Origin of the sequence: Paenibacillus qinlingensis (genome assembly GCF_013204845.1) — a bacterium.
In the GTDB taxonomy this organism is placed as follows: domain Bacteria; phylum Bacillota; class Bacilli; order Paenibacillales; family NBRC-103111; genus Paenibacillus_E; species Paenibacillus_E qinlingensis.
Genome location: NZ_JABMKY010000024.1, coordinates 1 through 23,344 on the forward strand (window position 1 = coordinate 1; position 23,344 = coordinate 23,344).

The following is a 23,344-nucleotide window of genomic DNA, read 5'->3' on the forward strand; positions in this document are numbered from 1 at the left end:
TTCCTTTCCCTCAAGGTACCTTCTTGCAGCTTGTATTTTTTCTTGTGGTGTTAATTTGGACATATAGAAAAACTGCACCTCCAATTGTTAGATTGTGTCTAACAATTGGGGTGCAGTTCAGTAGGGGCGGTCTTTTATTGTAAGCGGGGGCTTATGTCCAGTTTCCATTACGGAATATGGGCTCACGGGTACCGTCTGCCAAGATCCCATCAATCGCCATATCCTTGGAGCCAATCATGAAATCCACGTGGATTAAGCTTTTGTTATAACCATTTGCCTCAAGCTCCTCGGCACTCATTGTTGTTCCACCCTCAATCGTGAACGGGTAGGAATTGCCGAGCGCGACGTGACAAGAAGCATTCTCATCAAAGAGTGTGTTGTAGTAGATGAGGCCTGATTGTGAGATAGGCGAGTCATAGGGCACGAGTGCCACTTCACCCAAATAACGAGCGCCTTCATCCATATTGAGCATATTGTTCAACACTTCTTGACCGATTTCAGCAGTTGCCTCGACGACGCGGCCATCCTTGAACGTTAGGGAGAAACCATCAATCAAAGAGCCCTGGTAGCTTAGCGGCAATGTACTGCGAACCGTCCCGTTCGTGCCGTTACGAGCTGGCATTGTAAACACTTCTTCCGTCGGAATGTTCGGTACGAAGAAAATGCCACTCTCGGTCTCGCTGCCCGCGGCAACCCATTGATGCTTAGGTGCTAGTTCTATGTATAAGTCGGTTCCTGGGGATTGGAAATGAAGCTGCTTATACTTTTGGTTGTTCAGCATATTCTGCTTGGCAGTCAATGTAGCAATATGCTCTTTCCATGCCGCAACAGGATCTGCTTTATCTACACGTGTCAGCTTGAAAATTTGCTCCCAAAGCTGTGTAATCCGCTCGGATTCACTCAAATTAGGGAATACCTTGGCTGACCATTCGGCCGTTGGATAAGAGACCATCAACCAGTTGACCTTGTTGTTGCGCATATAAGAAAGAAAGCCTGCACGTGCAGTTGCTGCTGCTTTACTGGACATCGCAACGCGCTCAGGAGCGACTTCCTTGAACAAGTCCGAGTTAGGCGCATAAATGGACAAGAAAGCAGCGCCATCCTTCGCCATTTCTTCCATGCCCGTTGCCCGCCACATGGGGTACGTCTGTAAGGTGTCATCGGAAGCGTTCTTGAGGCGGAGCGCTTTCACTTCATCGTCATCCCAATCGACCACAACGTCTTTAGCACCTGCTTCATAAGCCTTCTTCGTCAGCTTGCGGACGAAATCCGCACAAGCAATCGGCGTCGTAATGACGACGGTTTGATCCTTTTGTACATTTAATCCGACGCGGATCGCAAGCTCTGCATATTGATCTAAGTAATGCTCGAATGATTCCATCTCTTTGTCTCCTTTATATTTGAGTACCATTTAGTGTATGATAGTTAATAAAACTTTAACCCGTGGGAGAAAGGCTGGGCACATATGGAAACGAAAAACGCTGAAGCTAACGTAAGCGCAATATCAAATTTCATTAAGAACATTGTAAACGAAGATTTGAAATCAGGCAAAGTCAGTCAGGTTGTGACCCGATTCCCCCCGGAGCCGAACGGTTACCTTCATATAGGACATGCTAAGGCGATATGCACAAACTTTGAAATAGCGGATGATTTCAATGGATTAACGAACCTTCGATTTGATGATACGAATCCGGTCAAAGAAGACGTTGAATATGTGGAATCCATTAAAGAAGACGTAGCTTGGCTAGGATTTAAATGGGACGGGCTTTTCTTTGCTTCTGATTATTTTGAAGAAATGTATAGCCGAGCATTAGTCTTGATTCGCAAAGGATTGGCCTATGTAGACGACCAATCTGCGGATGAAATCCGTGAAACGCGTGGAACACTGACGCAAGGAGGAACAAACAGTCCATATCGTGAACGCACGATTGAGGAAAATATGTCCCTATTTGAGCGTATGCGTGCGGGTGAATTCAAAGACGGCGAGCGTGTGCTGCGTGCCAAAATTGATATGTCTTCGCCGAATATTAATCTGAGAGATCCGGTTATCTACCGTATTCTTCATGCCCATCACCATAACACAGGAGATGCGTGGTGCATCTATCCGATGTACACGTACGCGCACCCGCTGGAAGATGCGATTGAAGGTGTAACGCACTCGCTCTGTTCGAGTGAGTTCGAGGACCAACGTCCGTTCTACGACTGGGTTATTCGTGAGTGCGAGATGCCGAATGTGCCGAGACAATACGAATTCGCACGGATCTCCCTCATGAATACTGTTACGAGCAAAAGAAAGCTGAAACAACTCGTTGACGAGAAAGCCGTTGACGGTTGGGATGACCCTCGTATGCCGACCATATCGGGTCTGCGCCGTAGAGGTTTGACGCCAGAGTCGATCCGTAATTTTGTTCGTGAGCTTGGCGTATCGAAAGGCGGCGGTGGCAGTGTTGTTGACACTCGCATGCTGGATCACTTCATCCGCGAGGATTTGAAGCTGAAGGCGCTGCGCACGATGGGCGTGCTGAATCCGCTCAAAGTCGTCATCACCAACTATCCCGAGGATGGCGTGGAAATGCTGGAAGCGGAGAATAACTCCGAGAACCCGGAAATGGGTAATCGCATGATTCCATTTTCCCGCGAGATCTACATCGAGCAAGATGATTTCATGGAAAATCCACCGGCCAAATATTTCCGGTTATTTCCCGGCAACGAAGTGCGTTTGAAAAACGCCTACTTCATCAAATGCAACGACTTCATCAAGGATGCCGATGGCAACGTGGTTGAGCTGCATTGCACCTATGATGTCGAGACCAAGAGCGGCAGCGGCTTTACGGGCCGTAAAGTCAAAGGCACGATCCACTGGGTGGATGCAAAAAGCGCTGTACCAGCGGAATTCCGCTTGTACGAACCACTGATCTTGGATGATGAGGAAGACGAAGAAGAGAAATCTTTCATGGATAAAGTGAACCCGAACTCCTTGCAAATCGTGCAAGGTTTCGTGGAAGACAACATGAAGAGTGTGAGCCCGCAGGATAAATTCCAGTTCTTCCGCCACGGCTACTTCAACGTGGATCCGAAGTACACAACACAGGATCATCTGGTGTTCAACTTGATCGTTTCGTTGAAAAGCTCGTTCGTGGTGTAACGAACGGATCTATAGGTAGAACCGAACCCCCTAGCGGATGCTAGGGGGTTTTGGTAATTTGGCCCCTCAATAAGAGGCCCTATGCTTTGGGTGCTAGCTAACCAGCAAAAGTGCCCCGAATGGATGCCAATTTGCATTAATTCCCATTAAAAAAGTGAAATCCCCTTTCAAAACTGCTCTATTGCAATTTTGAAGGTAGTATCTACGCCAACTTACTACTCCGACCTCGCTCTACTCCTCGCCATACTTGTTCATAGCTTGTTAGAGTGACTATGATTGAGATGGGGATTAGGAGTAGGCTAGTATGAAACCCAATTACCCTTTGAAAATGCAAAAAGGCATCTTTTTCACCAGCATTATGCTCAAAACTGGAAAATGCGTGCAAAAAGGCAACCTTTTTATCTGTTTTTAGGATAAATCTTAAAAAGTGCCCCAAATGGATGCCTATTTGCATTAATTCCCATTAAAAAAGTGAAATCCCCTTTCAAAACTGCTCTATTGCAATTTTGAGGGTAGTATCTACTCCGACCTCACTCTACTCCCCGCCACACTTGTTCATAGCTTGTTAGAGTGACTATGATTGAGGTGGGGGTCAGGAGTAGGCTAGTATGAAACCCAATTACCCTTTGAAAATGCAAAAAGGCATCTTTTTCACCAGCATTATGCTCAAAACTGAAAAATGCGTGCAAAAAGGCAACCTTTTTATCTGTTTTTAGGATAAATCTTAAAAAGTGCTCCGAATGGATACCAATTTGCATTAATTCCCATTAAAAAAGTGAAATCCCCTTTCAAAACTGCTCTATTGCAATTTTGAAGGTAGTATCTACTCCGATCTCGCTCTGCCACACATGTTCATAGCTTGTTAGAGTGACTATGATTGAGATGGGGATCAGGAGTAGGCTAGTATGAAACCCAATTACTTTCTGAAAATGCAATTAGGCATCTTTTCCCCAAGCATTATGCTCAAAGCTGGAAAATGCGTGCAAAAAGGTATCCCTCGGAGTTTATGCATCTATTTATGTATAGCCAAAAGATTGGCAGAGAAGGATGCCTATTCGCAATTTTCGTCTGATATAAGCGCAACGGTTTGGTGCAGGAGATCCAAAGTATTTCTCGAATGAGTGTAAGGAAATATTTGTAATCAAATTCAAGAGGGTGGGTTACATGAAGACGACAATTTATATGGTTAGGCACGCGGAATCTCCCTATACAGAAGGTAATGAAAGAACGAGGGGCCTTACCCCCAAGGGGAAGTTACATGCTGAAGACATCACAAGGATTTTAAAAGATGAAGGAATTGACATGCTGATATCCAGCCCTTATGCGCGAGCCGTTCTAACCCTGGAGGGGTTGGCTAAAGAACTAGAACAAGAGATTAAGATCGTGGAAGACCTTCGGGAAAGACATTTTTCTGGAGAAGATGATCCGATTCCTACAGAAAAATTCATGTCTGAGATGAAGCGGATGTTTGATGACTTTGATTATGCCTATTCAGGTGGAGAGTCTAACAGAGCCTGCCAGCAAAGAGCGGTAGTCGTATTGAGAGATATCCTGAAAGAAAATAAAGGGAAGAAAATCGCCATTGGCACACATGGTAACGTTATGACATTGATGATGAATCATTTTGATGCGACATACGGATTCGAATTCTTGAATCAAACCAAGAAGCCTGACATTTATAAAATGCAATTTAATGACCTCCTATTAGAGGAAGTGACAAGGCTCTGGAAACACCATGAATAAAAACAACGACATATAACGATAAAACAGAGCAATCTCCCAGCCGAAGGAAGCTGAAGGATTGTTCTATTTGTTTGTGCATGTGCATGTGTATCAGAAAAAGAAATTTTTTCATCACATTTATCCAGTAAAATAAAAGGATAATGGTTTCATTTAGGGAGCGTGACCACGCGTGACAACGGTATTAGTCGTAGATGATGATCTGAATATATGTAAAATCACGAAGCTGTATCTGGAGAAGAACGGCTTCGAGGTAGCGACCGCGAACGACGGGGAGCAGGCACTGGCGCGGTTCAAGGAGCTGCAGCCCGATTTCATCGTGCTGGATATTATGCTGCCGAAACGCGACGGGTGGTCGGTCTGTCAGATGGTCCGCGCACAAAGCGATGTGCCGATTCTGATGCTGACGGCGCGAGGCCATGTGGATGAGCGTGTGGAAGGCTTGCGGATGGGAGCCGACGACTATCTGGTGAAACCTTTTGACCCGAATGAACTGGTTGCACGGGTAACGTCGATCCTTCGTCGGACGGGGCTTCGCACCCAAGTGGCGCCTGAGGCACACGTATATGAGGTCGGCAGCTTGCGCATTGACAGCCTAGGTCACGAGGTAACAGTTGAGGGGCAGGTGGTACCCTTACCGAAGAAAGAGTATGAGCTGTTGCTGTTTTTCGTACGGAATCCGAACCAAGTGTTCACGCGCGAGGATCTGATCGCTAAGATCTGGGGGTGGGACTTTGAAGGTGAGGACCGCGTGGTCGATTTATATATCAAACGATTAAGGCAGAAGCTCACAGCTGGGAAAGAAGACTGGAGTATCCGCACAGTTTGGGGTGTGGGATACAAATTTGAGGGACCTAGCGTATGCTGAATTCCTTTTATCGCAAGCTATTATTTATGTATATAGCAATTACGGTGGTGTCGATTCTAGCGATTTCGGGCGCGATTGGTTACACGATGAAGCAGAAGACGTATGACCGCAGCGAGAAGCTTTTGCTGGAAAAAGTGGAGCAAGTGGAGGAGTTAGCGAAGGATTTGTTCGATAATTCGACCGCTCAGAAGGATTTCCGCAAGCAAATCAATGCGATGGAGAAAACTTCAAATGTCCGCGTTTCGGTCATTCGACATCCTAGAGCGACCTTGGATAAAATCCAAGCTGTAGGTGAAGTTCCTGCCCGGTTAGGCTGGGTGGAGAAGGTACTTTCCGGTAACCCGGTGACGGTAAGGAGTACATTTACACAAAATAGCGATGTCAAAATGCTGATTGTCGGACGTCCTGTCCTACAGGACAGCCGAGTGGTTGGGGCGATTTTTCTGTACACGCCTATCGAAAACATTCAAGGTACGATTAATGAGATTAATCGTGCGATTTATGTATCGGCTCTCGTGGTTGCGCTGCTGGCAATTGCACTTCTTTACTTTGTGTCGCGCCATTTTGTGAAGCCTTTACAGCAGATGAGCAAGACGGCGGAGGCGTTGGCACTTGGGGATTTTAGCGGCAGGGTACCTGTACGAGGTAAAGACGAAATCGCCTCGTTGTCAGGATCGCTCAACCGAATGGCGGGCAAGCTGCAAAAGGTCGAAGAAGGCCGCAAGCGGTTCCTCTCGGAAATTTCTCATGAGCTAAGGACCCCGTTGACGACGATTCGTGCCTCACTGCAGGGAATCACCGATGGTGTGATAGAACCCCAAGTCGCGAAGGAATTCATCGATATCTCCCTCCAGGAGACACTCCGATTAAGCCATTTGGTGGATGATCTGCTGGAGTTGTCTTCGTTTGAGGAGAAGCAGGTGAAGCTGACGATGCAATCCGTTGATTTGCCAGAGTTAATTGGACTTGTCGTGACACAGCTGAAGATGAAGGCGAAGGGCAAAGGAATTGAGCTCAGCGCAGATAGTGAGGGGCCATATACGGTACAGGCCGACGCCGATAGGCTGCGGCAGGTTTTCATCAACTTACTGGATAATGCGATCAATCACATACCAGAAGGCTCGCAAGCTGGGATCCACGTGAAGGCGGTCAGGCAGGAGCGCTGGATTGAGGTGTGGGATCATGGGCAAGGCATCTCTCCGGAGAAGCTGCCGCATCTGTTTGATCGGTTCTATAAAGCGGATGAAAGCCGCAATCGCTCTGGCGCAGGGCTAGGGTTAACGATTTGCAAGCACATTATCGAGGCGCATGGTGGTTCCATTCGTGTCGAGTCGCAGCTAGGGGCTGGGACGGTTTTCAAAATCTTTTTGCCAATCGTATAATACATCTATGCATGACAAACTTATGACATAACTATGGGATAAGATGGGTTTCGTTAGGTATAAAGCCACTAAACGAAACGAGGAGTGATTCCCCATGTTGAAGAAGAAGTTAGCAGGAATATTGTTGGTAGGTGCGATCGTATGTTCCGTTCCGATGGCGGCTTTCGCCGAAAATGTACAAGGAGATACAACAGCAGCATCAGCAACGAAATTTCACCCAATGAAGCAGCTTTTAGTAGAGAAAGCGCAAGCTTTTGGCATATCAACGGATGGAAAGACGAATAAGGAGATCAAGACAGAGCTGAAAGCGGCTGCTATAACGAAGCTGCAAGCGAAAGCAACGGAAGCGGGCATCGCGACGGATGGCAAAACAGGCAAGGAAATCCGCACAGCTTTGAAAGCGGCCAAAGAAGCTAAGAAAGCAGCTAAACAAGCGAAGAAGTCAGAGGCTGTGAACAAGAGAGCAGCCAAATTAGGTATCTCCACGGATGGTAAAACAACGGAGCAGGTGTACGCAGAGATCGAAAGTGCGCTGCAAGCGAAGTGGGCGAAACAAGCAGCTAAATAAGCGTGGCAGACAAAGAAGCAGCTCTGAGCGAATAACTCAGGGCTGCTTTTCATTATGAGAGGTCAAATGCCATTAAATCTCGCGCCATCGTGATTCGGCCATCATATATCTCCTCCATGCCTTCTGTATAGGCAGCCTCCGCCTCCTCAGTGGCAGCAGGAGCAGGAATGTGGTGGGTGAGCACTAGATGCGCTACACCTGCTTCACGGGCAATTTCGGCCACTTGGTGCGTTGTTGAATGATATTTGGCAGGATTGGACAGGCCAATGGTCTGCTCAGGAAATTTGGCAATCAGCGCGTCGAGCCACGCTTTGTTGTAAGATTCATGCACAAGCAGATCCACGCCGCGACTGTGTGTGATCATATTGTCGACGGGGATGGTATCACCGGAAATGACAACCGACTTCCCGTTGAACTCGAATTTGTAGGCAATAGCAGGATCAACAGGTTTATGATCGACTTCGAAAGCGGTGATTTTAACGCCCCCCTGATCGTAAACAACACCCTCGTTGCTTTCGAAATAACGAATGTCTGCTCCTTCTCCCGCGGAGAAGTTATAGTTGACTCGAAGATTGACGTCGAAGTCGAAAGACGCTCTCATTTTGCCGATAATCTCTTTCGTTGTGAGGGGACCGTAGACGTTCATTGGCCCTTTTCGCCCCTCAAATACCCGATCGGCAATCACATGTGTCCGCCAGCTCGTGATGAAGACATCGAAAAACCCTGAATTATGATCGCTATGATGATGCGTGAAAAAGACATCCGAAATCCGCTGCGGCATGATCCCTGCCTTAATCAGTTGATCCACGGTTGCGCCTCCGCAATCAAATAGAAACACTTTTTCCCCAGCTAGAACCGCGACGCCTGCCTTCGCCCTGCCATAAAAGGCCCTCGGTGTGCCAGTGCCAAGAATAACGACTTTGATGTGCTCATGAACATCTGGCAATAGGTTTTCTTGTGGTTGTATATACATAGGAATGGCCTCCTGAGTTACGTAAGATTATTTTATTTTTCTTTTTTAACTTCATTCAAAAGCGATACATCCAAGAATTTGCTAAAATCCAGCTCTTCCGCTTTTACTTTTAAGTAGCCTGCATCAAAAGATGCTTTAGCTTGCTCATTGATATCATCCAACGTAATGTCTTCGGTTAATTTCAAATGGTCGATAGCTGCTTTAATAAGTGCGGGTTCCATTCCTTTACCCGTTAATTGCCTCAATTCATCGCTAATTAGATCATAGGCTTTGTTCGGATTTTGCTGAATGAAGTCAATCGCTTGTTTGTTGGCTTTCACAGCTTTTTTGGCCAAATCACGGTGATCCTTCAGAAATGTGTCGCTGGCTACGAGAATGGTTAACGGATAATTCCCATCTTTAGGCGGAATTTTATTCCAATCCACTAGAATCGTACCGGAACCCTCTTGGATGATCTGTGTACCCCAAGGTTCTGCAATCAGTGTCGCATCTACTTCCTTCTGGCGTATCGCAACTAACGTATCTGCTGGGGCGCGAGTAACGATTTGTACACCCGAAGTATCCGTCGATACTTTCAATCCTTCCTGTTTGAGCAGCAAACGAAGGGACAAATCTGGTGTGCCGCCTTTGGCAGCGACAGCTACTGTTTTGCCGACAAGATCCTTCACGGAATTGATGCCCGCGTCCTTACGTGCAACCAACACCGCTCCGCCGTTATTCGCGCCAGCAATGACTCGGATATTTTTACTTTTCAAATATTGATTGATGACTGGACCTGGCCCCACGTAGCCAATATCGATTTGATCCGTGGCAATTGCTGTTGCGAAGTCCGCGCCATTGTCAAAAGCCGTGACGTCAATCTTGGCATTTTTACCAAAAGCGTCCTGAAAATAGTTGTTTTGCAGGGCAACAAATCCCGGTGCGTGAGTGACATTTTTCAAAATACCAATTTTCACAGTCGTACTGACAGCGCTTGAAGCAACTTCTTTACTCTTGCCGCAAGCGGACAAAACCAAAGGTACGACTAAAACCAAACTCATCATCCAACCTACTTTTTTCACACGAATTCCCCCTATATGATTCTAAATAGCGCCATTTATTTCTTAAGCTGAAAGCGTAGCACGATGCGATCCTCTAGCTGTTTGAAACAGAAATGATCCGATATAGTACCGATCACAGCGATGATGATGACCACGCACAGAATGGTTGCCGTATCGCCAAGTCCGCGTCCATCCTGTAACATCTGCCCCAGCCCCACGCCCTTAGCGATAAGCTCGCCAGCTACAAGTGCCCGCCAAGCGAAGGCCCAGGCCACGCGTATTCCTGTGATCCAATGGGGAAATGCCGCCGGCAGCTGCACTTGAAAGAACAAGCGGTAGCCGCTGCCTGTTCCCAGCATTTGCGCAGCTCGCAGATGAATCGGCGAAATGTTCATGATTCCTGTACGGCTGGCCATCGACATCGTCCATGTGGCGCCAATGGTCGTAATGAAAATGACCGAAGTGTCATTCAGTCCAAACCAGATAATCGCGAATGGAAGCCATGCGATACTCGGGACGGTCTGGAGGGCAACCACGACAAAGCCGAAGGTGTCGTCAAAATACCGATAGCGAGCAAATAAATAACCTAATAGCGTCCCGATCCCAATGGAAATGGCAAATGAGATGAGTAAGCGACGGAGACTAGCCCCAATCGCACTTAAGAGATGACCGTGAACAAACCCATCATAGAAAGCCTGGAAGGTTTGCAGCGGTGAAGGAAACTTCCACCCCCACTGGAAAATTCTAAATCCCAACTCCCATATGATCAGCAGCAGAATTAGAAATAGCGTTCTTCTTAAGGCTGTATGCATGGCCAAGCTCCTCTCTGACTACCTTCTCGAGCTCATCCGTCAGAGCTTCCATAATTTTATTTTCCAAAGCATGAATAAGCGGATCACTGTTTTGATGAGGTCTTGCCGCTTGCACGGCAAATTCCTTTTTGACTCTGCCTGGCTGCGTCGCCATCACGACAACACGATCTGATAAAATGACGGCTTCACGAATGTTGTGCGTAATGAACAAGATAGTTTTACCTGTTTTAAGCCAAATCTCTTCCAAGTCTTTCAGTAAAATAAAGCGCGTTTGCTCATCCAATGCCGCAAAGGGTTCATCCATTAATAGGATCTCAGGATCCATAACGAGCGCTCTGGCAATCGCTACTCGTTGTTTCATCCCGCCGGACAACTCATGCGGATAACGATCGATGAACTTGCTCAAGTGCACAGCTTTAATCTGTTCAGCAGCTAGTGCATAGCGATCTTTCTTGGAGAGCCCTTTTTGCTTCAGACCGAAGGCCACATTATCGAGCACCGTAAGCCAAGGGAACAAGCCGTGTTCTTGGAAAACCACAATGCGATCGGCTCCTGGCGCAGTAACCTTGTGTCCACCCACCGTAATCGTTCCGCTGCTCACTTGTTCGAATCCGGCAATCAGGTTGAGAAGCGTGGACTTCCCGCAGCCTGAAGGTCCTACGATGGAGACGAATTCTCCCTTTCCGATGGTGAGAGAAACGTCTTCTAAAGCCGTATAGGAATGGCCTTTTTGCTGTGAAAAGGATTTATTCACATTCGTTATCGTTATCATGTGCTCAACCTCCAGGGGGATGCTCGTCTATATATCTGTGAAGAAACGGTTCGGATGATAAACAACGATCTTCTTCTTGGCATAATCGATAAGTCCTTTATCTCGCCATTTGTTCAAGGTTTCCGTGACGGTTTGTCTGCTGCAGCCAATCACATAAGAGATCTCTTCATGACTGAGAGGCACTTGAACTTCGAGCTTCTCTTCCGTCGGTTTGCCTAATTGCAGAAGGAACCAAGCGAGCCTCCAAGCGACGGGGCGGGAGATTAAGGTTTCGACCATTCGCTGTGTTTGCAGGAGTCTTCGAGCACCTAGAACGGCGACAGAATAGGAAAACTCCGCATTTTCCTTGGCCAATTCGAGAAATTTGCGACTATCTAATGTTAGGATCTGGCTGTCCACTAGACACTTGGCGTAGCGCTTCCGAGCGATATTCGTCAACACTTCCGCATTGCCGAAAACTTCCCCCTCATAACGAAGAAATAAGGTGATCCCTTGCCCCTCTTCGGAAGATTGAGAAATCTTAATTAATCCAGAAGCCACATAATAGGCACCGCTTGGCAAGTCATTTTCCTGAAAAACAAACTCATTTTTGCGATAAGTATGACTAATACCATGTTTTCGAAAAGCTTCAATCATGACTTCCTTTGTAGGGTCTTTGTCCCCAAGGTCGGCAAGCTCATGTAATTGTTCCATAGGATCATCCTCCCTATTTATCTCGAATAATTTGCATCTCTTAATACCGAGTATTCCAATCTGTTATATGTATATTATCACATGATTTCACGCTAGAATGTCGGATTCCCGACAAAAAGAAAAAAATCGTGAATAGAAAGAGCGAGACTCTTTCGGATTCATTCATCTAAAAGCATTTTTCTTGCTATACTTAATGAATAGCCTGGAAATTGTTAGGCGGATGCCTGTCAGGAGGTCATCATGCTGTTCTTCTCGAAATTCCTTTTGCGTCTAATTCGTTGGAATAATCTGTTTGTTTTTGGCGTGGCTGTCGTGTTTATTGGAGGAAGTTCGCTGTTAGCCTATGAGCTAGAGCCGAGCACGTTTGAGACCCGATTTAACGGCTTGTGGTGGGTGATGACGACAGTTACAACAGTGGGCTATGGTGACTTTTACCCACATACGGTTGCAGGCAAATGCTTAGGGATCGTCGTGTACATTTTCGGTATTGGGCTTATTTCCATAACGATTAGTAAAGTCGTGGATGCTTTATTTGTGTATCAGCGGATGAAGGAGGAAGGGAAATTGAAGTTTGCCGGGGAGAATCATTTTGTCATCATTGATTGGAGTCAGCATGCAGAGAATGCCATTAACGAGATTCTGAACTCAGATCCCCTCGTAGAGATTGTGCTTATTGATACGCTGGACAAATCGCCAATTGGGCATGATCGCGTGCATTATGTGCTCGGCAACCCGCAGCTCGTGGCAACACTCGACATGGCCAATACAACGAAGGCAAGAGCAGTCTTCATCTTCGCTGATGAGGTGACACAGTTTCAGAGTACGATTCGAGATCCAGCCTTTGTCGATGGCAAAACCTTACTGGTCGCCACGACCGTCGAGCGCAACTATAACCATGTCTACACAATCGTGGAGATTCGCGATAAGGCAAATCTGCCTAACTTTCAGCATATTCGCATCGATGAGTTCATCTTTGGCAGTGAGACGATTTCCCAACTCGCGGTACGCTCGGCGTTCAACCCAGGCACCTCGAAGATTCTTACACAGTTGCTAACCCGTACGCCCCAGGGTGAGGACCTCTACGAGATCCCTGCACAGACGAAGTGGGTGACGTTTCATGATGCCTTTCAGGATTTGTTGCAAAAGGGTGCTACACTAATCTCAGATGGCGAGCATCTGAATATTAATAAAAGGCTTTATGAAGAGATTCCGCAGGGAGCTAGGCTTTTCGTGATTTGTGACAAGGAGACGTATGAGCGGTTGAAGCAGAGGTAGAAGAAGAGCCAGGAGGTGGATTTTAAACCTCTTGGCTTTTTTTGTTGTGTTTGTGGAGGAGGTCGTGGCGGAGCTGGAGGTTGTAGAAAGTACAACATTATGGTGCCGAATAGCGGAATTGGCGGCTGGATGTTGTATTTCATACAACAAAATAAGTGCGTTTGCGTCGATTTAGCTATTTCAGGGCTATCATGTTGCACAATGTACAAGATTATCTACAAATGCTCCTAAAAGACGCAAAAATGATGTACAACGTACAACATTCGACCTGTACACGCAGCCTGTGAACTCAGCAGAGGGTGAAATAACCCCTAAGAGCGGGGCCGACTATCCCTCTTTTTTAACACGCCAGAATTTATAAGTGAGCTCACCCTTATCTCATTGTTATCCGCGTGGGTTATGCCGTGAGGCGTTGCTCCTGATGTTGGTGCAGGCACAAGCGTCGACGCTGGCCACAAGTCACCCTGGACAAGTGAATAACTGGATATTATGCAGCTAATTCAAGCGAAATCTCGGCACTTTGTAAACTAACTGGATTTCCTCCCGTTATTTCAGGCCAATTTCGCCAAACGGGACATTTCGAGCAAAATTAGTTGTAGGAAATCCAGTTAAACTCACTATGGGCTAGTTTTACCCGGAAATAGATGTAGGAAATCCAGTTAATCCCGAAAAGTTACCCAAGCCAGGGAACAACTCAGACCCCAACCTTTTTCTAGATCAAATACCTAAAGTAAATGTATATGCTCGACAGAACAATTGAGATAAGCATAAGCGGAAAGCCATATTTAAAAAACTTCACGAAGGTGATCGGATATCCTTCTTTCCCCGCTAGACCAGCAACGATCAAGTTCGCGCTCGCCCCAATCAGGGTGCCATTGCCGCCCAAACAAGCGCCCAAAGCTAGACTCCACCATAGTGGTTCTAGATTGCTCACGCCCAGCGTACCCATTTCCTGAATCAATGGAATCATCGTGGCTACGAACGGAATGTTGTCGAGGAAAGCCGACGCAATCGCGCTCAGCCACAGGATCAACATAGAGGTTGCAAGTTCATTGCCGCCTGTCAATTCAATCGCATGGACAGCTAACTGCGTAATCACACCTGTTTCTACGAGTCCAGATACGAGCACGAACAGACCGACAAAGAAGAAGATCGTAGGCCACTCGATACTAGCAAAAGCCGGCTCCAGCATGTGCTCGCCAGTCAGGAGAAGCAGCAGAAACGCGCCGCTCAGTGCAACCGTAGCCGATTCCAAATGCAAGCTCTGATGCAGGAAGAAGCCGAGAATGGTGATCCCTAGCACGATGAGGCATTTCCATAGAAGTTTCCGGTCCTTCAGCATAGCCTTTTCATCCATCTCCATGATGCTCTGTTGCAGCTCTGGTGTAGATTTGATTTGCTTCCCGAAGAGTATAAGGAACAGAGGTATATAAGCTACCATGATAATAATTGCGATGGGTGCTAGGTTGTTGATGAACGCCATGAACGTCAGCTCTTTCACTGCGCTGCCAATCATAATGTTCGGTGGATCGCCGATCAGCGTCGCGGTACCCCCAACATTGGAGGCAATAATTTGTGTAAAAAGAAACGGAAATGGATTTACGCGAAGCTGTCTCGTAATGCTCAGGGTGACAGGGACCATGAGAAGGACAGTCGTCACATTGTCCAAAAAGGCAGAACACACCGCTGTGATAATCACGAGCGCAATCAGTATCCTTCGCGGTTGTCCCTTGGCGAGCTTCGCTGCCTTTACCGCGATATATTTGAAAAGCCCCGTCTCCGCCGTAATGCCGACAATAATCATCATCCCGATGAGTAAGCCCAACGTGTTGAAGTCGATGTGATGCAGAGCTGTTTCTTGACTCACGATACCAAAAACAATCATAAGTACGGCGCCAATCATGGCGATAATGGTACGGTGAATTTTCTCGGAAATGATAATTGCATAAATAAGTAAGAAGATGCCGATAGCCCAGTAAGCTTGTACTTCCAATCCATTCGCCCCCAATAACTTTACTTCAGGCTTTCCATAATTGACCTGAGTTATGTGTAAGAAACGACCCGCAGTCCCCTGAAAAAGACAAAAAGAGCCCGCTGTTGGCAGGCTCCTCCGGGTCAATCCTATATAGCGTAACTATACCTTCTCCCATGGGAGTTGTAAAGATAAAGTCGTGAGTAGCATCGTGGAACACATAGAAATATCAACCTCGTACAAGAGGCTCGATGACGTATGTCGAACTCGCTTCAGGTGTAGCTGCCTGCTCGCCGCGGACAACCCATCCGTGGGAGAGCACGGCAGTCAGGCGTTGATGCTGCTGCGCGGTAAGGCTCGCAACGACCGCTTCGTTACCGGGCTCGAGCTGCAACTCTGGCTCCTGGCCGAAAACGACGAGAATCCAGCTGGCGATGCCGCGCAGCGTATTGTATTTGATCTGGTAGCCGTGACGAACGGCTTGCTCGAACGAAGCGAGATCCTCACTCGCCAGCTCGGTTAAGCGCTTATAGTCGAATTGGAACTTGCTTTCATCTACGGGCAGCTGACCAGCTTGAACCCGTTGAAGCAGCTCGTCCGCGGAAGCTACTTGGGTCTTGAGTGATTCTAGGATGAGTGCATCCCATTGCGATAGTTTAACTGGGTTTGCTTCGGGAGTTGGCATTTGTATTCGCTCCTATCTGTGCGATGTGGCTTGTATGAAAGAGACTGCCCAACCGTCATTATGGACGATGAGGCAGTCTTCTTAGCATGTTTAGCAGTTGAATTACTTACCGGATTTGCTAGCGTTGTATTTGCTCAAGAAATCCTTCACTTTAGCAGAATCTGCTTTGAGCTCTAATCCCGTTTTGACAAGTGGGCTTAGTGTCGAGATCGCTTTGAACTTGTTGTTCTTGTAGTAAGCAAGGAATTCGTCTTGATTGATGGAATACAGCACAGCTTTTCTCAAGTCAGCGCTCTTGGCAATCTCGCGGTTCTTCGTGTTGAACAACAGGTAGGATACAGCGTTACTAGGGATCGTTTGAAGCGAAAGCTTGGTATCTGCTTTGACAACATCGAACTTAACTTCGGACACACCGTAGTACAAGTGAATCTCACCGCTTCTTAGTGCGGATAAGGAGGCTTCAGCATCTTTGATGAAACGGATTTTGATGGAGTCGACTTTCGGCTCGTACTTCGTACCCTTCATATACCCAGGGTTTTTGTAGAAGACAGCTTCATAGTCCGTTTTGTAGGAAAGAATGTAAGGTCCGCTAGTTGCCAACGTATTGTTGTATTTCGCACCTTCTGTAATCGTCGCTTGGTCACCGTAGGCGATGTCTTTATTTACGTCATATTTGGCTACATCGTACGTATTGATGCTTTCAACTTGCTTCTTGGAGACGATACCCGCGGATTGATGCGCTAAATAGTTCAATACTTGCGGGAATGGTTCCGTCGTTGTCAGCTTAACAACTTGATATTTGCCTTCTTTATTGCTTGCTTGCTTTTTATCAGTTACGAGGGAAGAAATCTTGGTGCCAATGCCTTTTTCCAAACTCGATTTGATTGTGTCAGAGCCGCCTGATACTTTAACCGATTCAAGTACGGCAGGGTCAGTCACGAGTTCTACATTTTTAATATGCTCATGCAAAGTGAACGTACGGTGATTTGGTACGGAATTTTTGTCTTTAGCGCGATTTAGCGAGAAAATAACATCTTCAGCACCAACGCGTTCGCCAGAATCAACCGCTAGCTTGTTCTTAACTTGTGCAAAGTCGATATCGTCACGGAGCAAGAAGTAGTAGTCTGAATTGCCATTAGCGATCGCAAAGTTGTGCGAAAGTGACCCTTCAGCCGTTAACTTATCGTCATCTGTCAAGTTGAGTAGACGTACGTACATGTTCGTGTTGATAATATTGATCGAACCGTCATTCCCTTTGATCGGATCAAGTGATGTTAGGGAAGGAAGCGTTGATTGCAGAATAATCGGGTCTTTCGCACGTTTGGCCGTATCCTTGAAGTCTAGTTCTTCCCAAGGCAAGGAACGTGATTTCGAGAGACGTACAGATTCTTTCTTCAGAACATCTTGATTAAATGCTTGTGCTTTGAGTGAGCTATAGAGCGGTGCAATGTAGGCTTTATCAAGGACTAATTGCTGCTCGAATGTCTTGTATGTTTCTGTGAACTGCTCTGGTGTTTGACCTGCGGCCTGATCAATCAGCTTGTCGATCTCTGGATCGGACATAATGCTGTAGTCACCACCTGTTTTGAAAACGGATCGTACCGCATAGTCCGGGTTACCTGTAACAGTGGACCAACTGGACAAGGCAGCATCGAAGTTGCCTGCATCTTGTTGAGCCTTGAACGTACCGTAATCCGGCTGGATGTTCAACTTGACGTTAAAACCATTCTTCGTAAGCTGGTCGCGAACGATATTAAGGTCTGTTTCATTTGAGCTCATACCCAATAGTTCAATATCGACAGGGGTAGTGTTTGCTGCAGCTGTTGCGCCTGCTGATGGTGTAGGTGACGCGGCTGCGTCATTCTTCGTTGTGAAATTGCATCCGCTTAGCATCATAGAGACACCGAGGATGACGGGAATGACGACCTTGCTTTTCTTAATCATTGAATGACCCTCCTAATAGAGTTAAGTGTATGAACGCACATTCATTCCATATCCTTCTGTGTTGTGTAACGTGAGAATTCATGGAGTAAGAATGAAGATTCCAAAATGACTAGCTTGTTTAGTCTAGCTTCGGATCAAGCGCGTCGCGTAGTCCGTCTCCAAGGAAGTTGAAGGACAGCACGAGTGCGATGATCGCCAAACCAGGATAGATGGCCGTGTAGGCATGAGTCTCGAGATACGAACTTCCGACCTTCAGAATATTCCCCCACTCAGGAATATGCGGCTCGACGCCAAGTCCGAGGTAGCTTAAGCTGCTCGTTGAGATGATGGCTCCGCCGACGGTTAACGTAGATTTAACAATCATCGGTGCAATGGAGTTCGGTATGATATGTCTGAGCAAAATGATGAAATCGCCAGCGCCGAAAGCACGCGCCGCTTGCACATATTCAAGTGTAGAGACGAGCATTACATTGGCTCGCATGGTCCGAGCATATGTAGGGATGGCCCCGACACTCAGTGCGAGAATGAGATTGACCGTGCTGGCACCGAAAGCCGCAATAATAGCGATGGCAAGCAGAATGCCTGGAATGGCGTATAAGATATCAAGTGCTCGCATAATAAGGTTGTCCGTACTGCGCCCGTAGTAGCCGGATATTGCCCCTAGTGAGCCTCCAATAATGACAGGGATCAAGGTGGAGAGGATACCGACAAAGAGCGAGATACGTGCACCGAATACAATTCGGGAGAACAGACATCGACCGAAGTTGTCCGTACCCAGTGGATAGGTAAGGCTTGGCGATTGCAGGATAGCTCCGTAATTATTGTCGATCGCCATCCCGTAGTCGAAAGTTAAGTAACTGCACAGCGAGATTGAAATTAGAAAGCCGATGAACCACAGACCCAGCATAGAAGTAGAGCTGCGTGACAGCCGGTCAACAACCTCATTCAATTTTGTGCCCGATGAATCATCTCTGTTCTTAAGTTTGGACATTAACAGGATGCCAAGTGCCAGAGCAAACACATTGCCCGTTAGAGCAGTTACAAGCAATAGTACCGCGACGACCCACAACCACTTGGGCAGAATCTGGTCATCTGCATATCGGGAGATCAGAAGCAGAGCAAGTAGTTGAATGGCTCCCGCGACTAAAATGAGACCCATACCCGGTACGAATAAGTTAGATACATACGGTTTGAAGACGTTTAAAGCTGAGACAGCGAAAACGAACAAGGTCGTTAACAACGCGTAGAACGAGAGTATATATGCTGCGTTCTTTTTGCGTTTGATGAGTTGAAAGGCCGCTGTAACGATGAAAATATTAGCAGTCAGCAAACTGAGTAATAGCAGGTAGCCTAACCAACGAGTGGTGCGGCGGATCTCGCCATGCTGGAGCAGATCTCTGCGGATCAAAGCCATCGTTCCCAATTGAAGAAGCGCAAAGACCAAATAAGAGACAAAGGCAGCGAACACGGCTGAATGCACAACCAAGTGAGCTCCTTCGAAGCTGTTGATCAACAATACCAGTGCCAAGCTTAAGGAGGCGATCCCCGCAAAGCTGGCCTGTCCGTATTCGGAGCAGGTACGTAATCTGAAATGAGTGTCCTGTTTAGTAAGTATCGGTTTGGTCACGTTGTCACCTGCTAGTATTGTTTCATTTTGGAACGGATTCTTGGATCAAAAAAGGCGTATAAAATGTCAATGATGACATTGACGATAGAGATTGTGATGGCTGTATAGACGACGCCACCCATAATTGCAGGAATATCGGGAATGAACTGCTTGTCCACGATATAGCTGCCAATTCCGTTGATATTGAATACTTTCTCCGTGACAGCCGCTCCGCCGAGCATCGCACCGAATTGAAGTCCGATGACCGTAATAATCGGGATTAACGCATTACCCACGGCGTGCTTCCAAAGCACCTGCCTGCGAGATAACCCTTTGGCCCGGGCAGTCGTAATATAATCCTCATGGATGACCTCTAATGTAGAAGAACGCGTCATCCGAGCGACTGCTGCGGTAAGACCTGTTCCTAATACAACAATCGGCATGATCATCGTCAGTGCATTCTGTGGATTATATGTTGCCGGAAGCCAATGCAGCTTGATCGAGAAATTCAAGATAAGGACGAGCCCTTGCCAGAAGTTAGGGATCGATAACCCAATCAATGCAATCAGCATGAACGTATAGTCAAAGAAAGAATTCGGCCGAGTGGCAGATACCAAACCGATCGGCAGGGCGATCAGTACGGCTACGATTGTGGAGATGATGGTTAGCGTCAGCGTCACGGGAAACTTCGCAGCAATGGAGGTGGTGACCACTTCGTTGCCTGCGAAGGATTTACCTAAATCGAATGTCAGGATACCGCGGAATGTATGCCAAAGTTGAGTCAGATAAGGTTGATCAAGACCGTAGAGCTGATTAAACTTGGCAATCTGCTCTGCTGTAGCCGTTTCCCCGATGATGTTAGCAGCGGGATTCAAAGGCGATAGGTAAAGAATGGTAAAGACTAGAAAAGCGACGCCAAAAATGACGAAAACGGTCATCACGAGCCGTTCACCGATATATTTGAAATAGGCGTTGTTATAGATCAACATAAGAATGTACATGAGAACACCGGGAATAATGGATATAGCCAGAAAAGCCGGGTGTCGGATCAATTGGGTAAATGTATCGGCATAGGTGGTCTGCGACTTGCCGTTCCCATCTTGTTGGGCATCAAGGTGACGCAATAACGCTTCCTTGAACTTGATCGCCGCAATTTGGTTAGCTTCGCGATCCAGTTTCTCTGAGGTGATGGTCTGTCCGAAGAATCGATGCTTGCGCTCAAGTTGTTCTTTCGCCTCTTTGAGCAGCTGATCTCGATATCCTGAGGAAGTCCATTGCTGTTCTAACTTGTCCAAATTTGCCCTGTGCATACTCTTCTTCTTGTTGGACAGGTGGACCACATAGACGATTAGATGTAAGGGGGCCCCCGCCAGTAGTAGCAGAAAGCGATAAGTAGGATGCAATAGCATTTTGGTAAAAATGTTCCCGAGTCGGTCGACTAGAGGTGATTCCATAGCTGAAGTGTGCCCGGTCAAGTTCGTAAGCTCCTTTGTCGGTCAGTTTATATTGCATTATTCCGATCGATATAGTAGATTTTAAGAGTGGTGATTGAAAATGTCAATGGTCAATAATAGTTTCATTTATTTGAAATATATAATTTTTTTATAGTTGCGATATAATTAACTTATATTTTAACATGTATTTACGAATGATAGAAACTTTCTTTTCAAGTTTATCCCAACTCAAAGGTGATTATATGACATCAATTTTAGAAGTGAAGCAATTGTCTGTCTCTTTCTACACACGAGATAAGGAAGTTGAAGCGGTTCGTAATGTCAGCTTCTCGTTACGCGAAGGAGAGACGCTGGGGATCGTTGGCGAATCCGGCAGCGGAAAGAGTGTTACAGCACGTACGATCATGAGGTTACTGCCATCGCCTCCTTCGATGGTGAAAGGTGGGGAGGTTCTTTTCCAAGGACAGAACCTCGCGGATAAGTCAGATCTCGAGATGGAGCAGATTCGCGGCCGTGATATCGGTATGATCTTCCAAGATCCCATGTCCTCCTTGAATCCTACGATGCGCATAGGTAGGCAGATTGAGGAGAGTTTGATTAAGCATAGGAAGCTTGGCAAGGAAGAAGCACAGCGGGAAGCGATTGAGATGCTGAAGCTGGTCGGGATCCCCCATGCAGAAGCACGCTACTTACAGTATCCCCACGAATTTTCCGGTGGTATGCGTCAACGTGTAATGATTGCTATCGCGCTTGCTTGTCGTCCATCGCTGCTTATTGCGGACGAGCCGACGACTTCGCTTGACGTCACCATTCAGGCGCAGATTTTGCACCAGATGAAGGAGATTCAGCGCAAGCTGGGCACATCCATCATCTTAATTACGCATGATCTAGGTGTCGTAGCCGGGATGTGCGATCGGGTTGTAGTTATGAAGGATGGCGAAGTCGTTGAGACGGGCACGACGGAGGAGATTTTCTCTGCTCCGAAGCATCCCTACACGGTGCGGCTCCTGAATGCACTGCCTAGACTTGATGAGAAGAAGAAACCTAAGCTTGTTTCCTCTGTCGCTCGTTCGGCTGATGATCGCCCTTTGTTGGAGGTCCGGTCGCTCAGACAGCATTTCAATTTAGGCAAAGGCCAGATCATCAAAGCGGTTAACGATATCAGCTTTGATATCCGTGCTGGGGAGACGCTAGGTGTAGTAGGGGAATCTGGTTGCGGTAAATCCACCACGGGCCGGACTATCTTGCGGTTAAACGAGGCGACGGGCGGAGAGGTGTTGTATAAGGGGATCTCCCTTAACCGACTATCTCGCAGGGAGATGAAGACGATGCGACGTTACATGCAGATGATCTTCCAGGATCCATATGCTTCTCTGAACCCGCGCATGCGCGTAGCAGATATCATCGGCGAGGCGTTAGATCTCCACCGCATGACGAACAGCAAGGGGGAGCGGCAGCATCGGATTGAGGAACTGCTTGAGATGGTCGGTCTCAGCCCATCTCACGCTATGCGCTACCCGCATGAGTTCTCAGGCGGGCAGCGGCAGCGGATCGGTATTGCCCGAACGCTCGCAGTTGAGCCTGAGTTTATCGTTTGCGACGAGCCTTTATCGGCTTTGGATGTTTCCATCCAAGCACAGATCGTCAAGTTGCTAGAGGAGCTGCAACAGAGGTTAGGGCTGACGTACCTGTTTATCGCCCATGACCTCTCCATGGTTAAGCATATCAGCGACCGTGTGGCTGTCATGTACAAGGGCAAGATCGTTGAACTCGCAGAGAGCGAAGAGTTGTATGCGAACCCGATGCACGCGTATACCAAGTCTCTGCTCGCGGCGATTCCAGTTCCTGATCCGGCAGTGGAGTCGCGCAAGGCGTTTGTGCCACTCATTGACTCGTCGATACAGGATCCGTATGGGCTGGAGCGGTCGCGATTCGTCGAAGTGACGCCTGGCCATTGGCTGGCTGTAAATGAATGATAGATGTAAAGCGCGCCCCTTCATGGAGGGGACGCGCTTTTTTGACATGCCAGAATGAAGGTGCTTGGGGACAGGCCTAGTGAATAACTGGATTTCCTGCAGCTAATTCCAATGAAATCACGTCTTTTTGCAAAACCAATGGAATTCCTCCCGTTATTTTAGGTCAACATGGTCAAATATGACATTTCGGACAAGACTAGATGTAGAAAATACAGTTAAACTCCCTAAAGGCAAGTTTTATCCGGAATTAGATGTAGGAAATCCACTTAATCCCCCAAAGCTTACGGAGCTACAAGATAAATATCTGATGAATTATACGAAAGATCGCAGTTTTTGCACGTTAGTGAGTAGGAATTTTATGGTATCGCGCACGAAGATGGTATGATAGATGGACGAATACTTAAGAGAAAGCGAATGAGCACAAAGCACGGGGTGATAA

At 47.1% G+C, this 23,344-nt stretch carries 18 protein-coding genes; 7 read left to right on the top strand and 11 right to left on the bottom strand.

Going from position 1 to position 23,344, the window contains the following annotated elements:
* Nucleotides 1-151: 151 nt before the first annotated feature.
* A complete protein-coding gene (locus HQN88_RS29690; protein WP_173119209.1) occupies nt 152-1,381 on the bottom strand; it encodes an aminopeptidase in 1,230 nt (409 codons plus the stop codon).
* Nucleotides 1,382-1,465: 84 nt separating this feature from the next.
* On the opposite strand from HQN88_RS29690, the gene HQN88_RS29695 reads away from it, so the two are divergent.
* The 5 genes from HQN88_RS29695 to HQN88_RS29715 all read left to right on the top strand — a co-directional run bounded on the left by HQN88_RS29695 (nt 1,466) and on the right by HQN88_RS29715 (nt 7,703).
* Nucleotides 1,466-3,145 (top strand): glutamine--tRNA ligase/YqeY domain fusion protein, encoded by a 1,680-nt coding sequence (locus tag HQN88_RS29695; protein WP_173119210.1) that lies wholly within the window; start codon nt 1,466-1,468, stop codon nt 3,143-3,145.
* Nucleotides 3,146-4,309: 1,164 nt separating this feature from the next.
* The gene (locus HQN88_RS29700) at nt 4,310-4,888 is read left to right on the top strand and encodes a histidine phosphatase family protein (RefSeq protein ID WP_173119211.1); all 579 of its coding nucleotides are present in this window, start codon (nt 4,310-4,312) and stop codon (nt 4,886-4,888) included.
* 169 nt (nt 4,889-5,057) lie between these two features.
* Nucleotides 5,058-5,753: a response regulator transcription factor gene (locus tag HQN88_RS38500; RefSeq protein ID WP_173119212.1), complete on the top strand. Its 696-nt coding sequence runs from the start codon at nt 5,058-5,060 to the stop codon at nt 5,751-5,753.
* On the top strand, nt 5,747-7,135 hold the full coding sequence (locus HQN88_RS29710; protein WP_173119213.1) for a sensor histidine kinase: 1,389 nt from the start codon (nt 5,747-5,749) through the stop codon (nt 7,133-7,135). Before HQN88_RS38500 ends, HQN88_RS29710 begins: the two co-directional genes overlap by 7 nt.
* A gap of 94 nt (nt 7,136-7,229) precedes the next feature.
* The gene (locus HQN88_RS29715) at nt 7,230-7,703 is read left to right on the top strand and encodes a hypothetical protein (RefSeq protein WP_173119214.1); all 474 of its coding nucleotides are present in this window, start codon (nt 7,230-7,232) and stop codon (nt 7,701-7,703) included.
* 52 nt (nt 7,704-7,755) lie between these two features.
* On the opposite strand, the gene HQN88_RS29720 is transcribed toward HQN88_RS29715, so the two are convergent.
* From HQN88_RS29720 to HQN88_RS29740, 5 genes are read right to left on the bottom strand one after another with little or no spacing between them, the layout of a single operon-like run.
* A complete protein-coding gene (locus tag HQN88_RS29720) occupies nt 7,756-8,676 on the bottom strand; it encodes an MBL fold metallo-hydrolase (protein ID WP_173119215.1) in 921 nt (306 codons plus the stop codon).
* 32 nt (nt 8,677-8,708) lie between these two features.
* Nucleotides 8,709-9,737 (bottom strand): ABC transporter substrate-binding protein, encoded by a 1,029-nt coding sequence (locus HQN88_RS29725; RefSeq protein ID WP_173119216.1) that lies wholly within the window; start codon nt 9,735-9,737, stop codon nt 8,709-8,711.
* Between the two features lie 35 nt (nt 9,738-9,772).
* Nucleotides 9,773-10,528 carry an ABC transporter permease gene (locus HQN88_RS29730; protein ID WP_216855876.1) on the bottom strand — a complete coding sequence of 252 codons (756 nt, stop codon included), beginning with the start codon at nt 10,526-10,528 and terminating at the stop codon, nt 9,773-9,775.
* Nucleotides 10,461-11,300, bottom strand: coding sequence for an ABC transporter ATP-binding protein (locus tag HQN88_RS29735; protein ID WP_173119217.1), 840 nt, complete (start codon nt 11,298-11,300; stop codon nt 10,461-10,463). Before HQN88_RS29735 ends, HQN88_RS29730 begins: the two co-directional genes overlap by 68 nt.
* Nucleotides 11,301-11,327: 27 nt before the next feature.
* Complete coding sequence (locus tag HQN88_RS29740) at nt 11,328-11,993, bottom strand: Crp/Fnr family transcriptional regulator (RefSeq protein ID WP_173119218.1); 666 nt, start codon at nt 11,991-11,993, stop codon at nt 11,328-11,330.
* A gap of 240 nt (nt 11,994-12,233) precedes the next feature.
* On the opposite strand from HQN88_RS29740, the gene HQN88_RS29745 reads away from it, so the two are divergent.
* Nucleotides 12,234-13,268, top strand: coding sequence for a potassium channel family protein (locus HQN88_RS29745; protein ID WP_173119219.1), 1,035 nt, complete (start codon nt 12,234-12,236; stop codon nt 13,266-13,268).
* Between the two features lie 712 nt (nt 13,269-13,980).
* On the opposite strand, the gene HQN88_RS29750 is transcribed toward HQN88_RS29745, so the two are convergent.
* The 5 genes from HQN88_RS29750 to HQN88_RS29770 form a co-directional block, all read right to left on the bottom strand.
* Complete coding sequence (locus tag HQN88_RS29750) at nt 13,981-15,261, bottom strand: ArsB/NhaD family transporter (protein WP_173119220.1); 1,281 nt, start codon at nt 15,259-15,261, stop codon at nt 13,981-13,983.
* 208 nt (nt 15,262-15,469) lie between these two features.
* A complete protein-coding gene (locus HQN88_RS29755) occupies nt 15,470-15,925 on the bottom strand; it encodes a hypothetical protein (protein ID WP_173119221.1) in 456 nt (151 codons plus the stop codon).
* Between the two features lie 102 nt (nt 15,926-16,027).
* Nucleotides 16,028-17,869 carry an ABC transporter substrate-binding protein gene (locus HQN88_RS29760; RefSeq protein ID WP_216855877.1) on the bottom strand — a complete coding sequence of 614 codons (1,842 nt, stop codon included), beginning with the start codon at nt 17,867-17,869 and terminating at the stop codon, nt 16,028-16,030.
* 118 nt (nt 17,870-17,987) lie between these two features.
* A complete protein-coding gene (locus tag HQN88_RS29765; protein WP_173119222.1) occupies nt 17,988-19,496 on the bottom strand; it encodes an ABC transporter permease in 1,509 nt (502 codons plus the stop codon).
* A gap of 11 nt (nt 19,497-19,507) precedes the next feature.
* The gene (locus HQN88_RS29770) at nt 19,508-20,950 is read right to left on the bottom strand and encodes an ABC transporter permease (RefSeq protein ID WP_246320528.1); all 1,443 of its coding nucleotides are present in this window, start codon (nt 20,948-20,950) and stop codon (nt 19,508-19,510) included.
* Nucleotides 20,951-21,171: 221 nt separating this feature from the next.
* On the opposite strand from HQN88_RS29770, the gene HQN88_RS29775 reads away from it, so the two are divergent.
* Nucleotides 21,172-22,905 carry an ABC transporter ATP-binding protein gene (locus HQN88_RS29775; RefSeq protein ID WP_173119223.1) on the top strand — a complete coding sequence of 578 codons (1,734 nt, stop codon included), beginning with the start codon at nt 21,172-21,174 and terminating at the stop codon, nt 22,903-22,905.
* Nucleotides 22,906-23,344: the final 439 nt, after the last annotated feature.

What these genes read in the sequence shown, in the direction of transcription:
- HQN88_RS29735 (WP_173119217.1), bottom strand. Translation starts at nt 11,300, where the DNA reads ATGATAACGATAACGAATGTGAATAAATCCTTTTCACAGCAAAAAGGC.
- HQN88_RS29690 (WP_173119209.1), bottom strand. Translation starts at nt 1,381, where the DNA reads ATGGAATCATTCGAGCATTACTTAGATCAATATGCAGAGCTTGCGATC.
- HQN88_RS29740 (WP_173119218.1), bottom strand. Translation starts at nt 11,993, where the DNA reads ATGGAACAATTACATGAGCTTGCCGACCTTGGGGACAAAGACCCTACA.
- HQN88_RS29710 (WP_173119213.1), top strand. Translation starts at nt 5,747, where the DNA reads ATGCTGAATTCCTTTTATCGCAAGCTATTATTTATGTATATAGCAATT.
- HQN88_RS29695 (WP_173119210.1), top strand. Translation starts at nt 1,466, where the DNA reads ATGGAAACGAAAAACGCTGAAGCTAACGTAAGCGCAATATCAAATTTC.
- HQN88_RS29715 (WP_173119214.1), top strand. Translation starts at nt 7,230, where the DNA reads ATGTTGAAGAAGAAGTTAGCAGGAATATTGTTGGTAGGTGCGATCGTA.
- HQN88_RS29745 (WP_173119219.1), top strand. Translation starts at nt 12,234, where the DNA reads ATGCTGTTCTTCTCGAAATTCCTTTTGCGTCTAATTCGTTGGAATAAT.
- HQN88_RS29730 (WP_216855876.1), bottom strand. Translation starts at nt 10,528, where the DNA reads ATGCATACAGCCTTAAGAAGAACGCTATTTCTAATTCTGCTGCTGATC.
- HQN88_RS29755 (WP_173119221.1), bottom strand. Translation starts at nt 15,925, where the DNA reads ATGCCAACTCCCGAAGCAAACCCAGTTAAACTATCGCAATGGGATGCA.
- HQN88_RS29775 (WP_173119223.1), top strand. Translation starts at nt 21,172, where the DNA reads ATGACATCAATTTTAGAAGTGAAGCAATTGTCTGTCTCTTTCTACACA.
- HQN88_RS29720 (WP_173119215.1), bottom strand. Translation starts at nt 8,676, where the DNA reads ATGTATATACAACCACAAGAAAACCTATTGCCAGATGTTCATGAGCAC.
- HQN88_RS29700 (WP_173119211.1), top strand. Translation starts at nt 4,310, where the DNA reads ATGAAGACGACAATTTATATGGTTAGGCACGCGGAATCTCCCTATACA.
- HQN88_RS29760 (WP_216855877.1), bottom strand. Translation starts at nt 17,869, where the DNA reads ATGATTAAGAAAAGCAAGGTCGTCATTCCCGTCATCCTCGGTGTCTCT.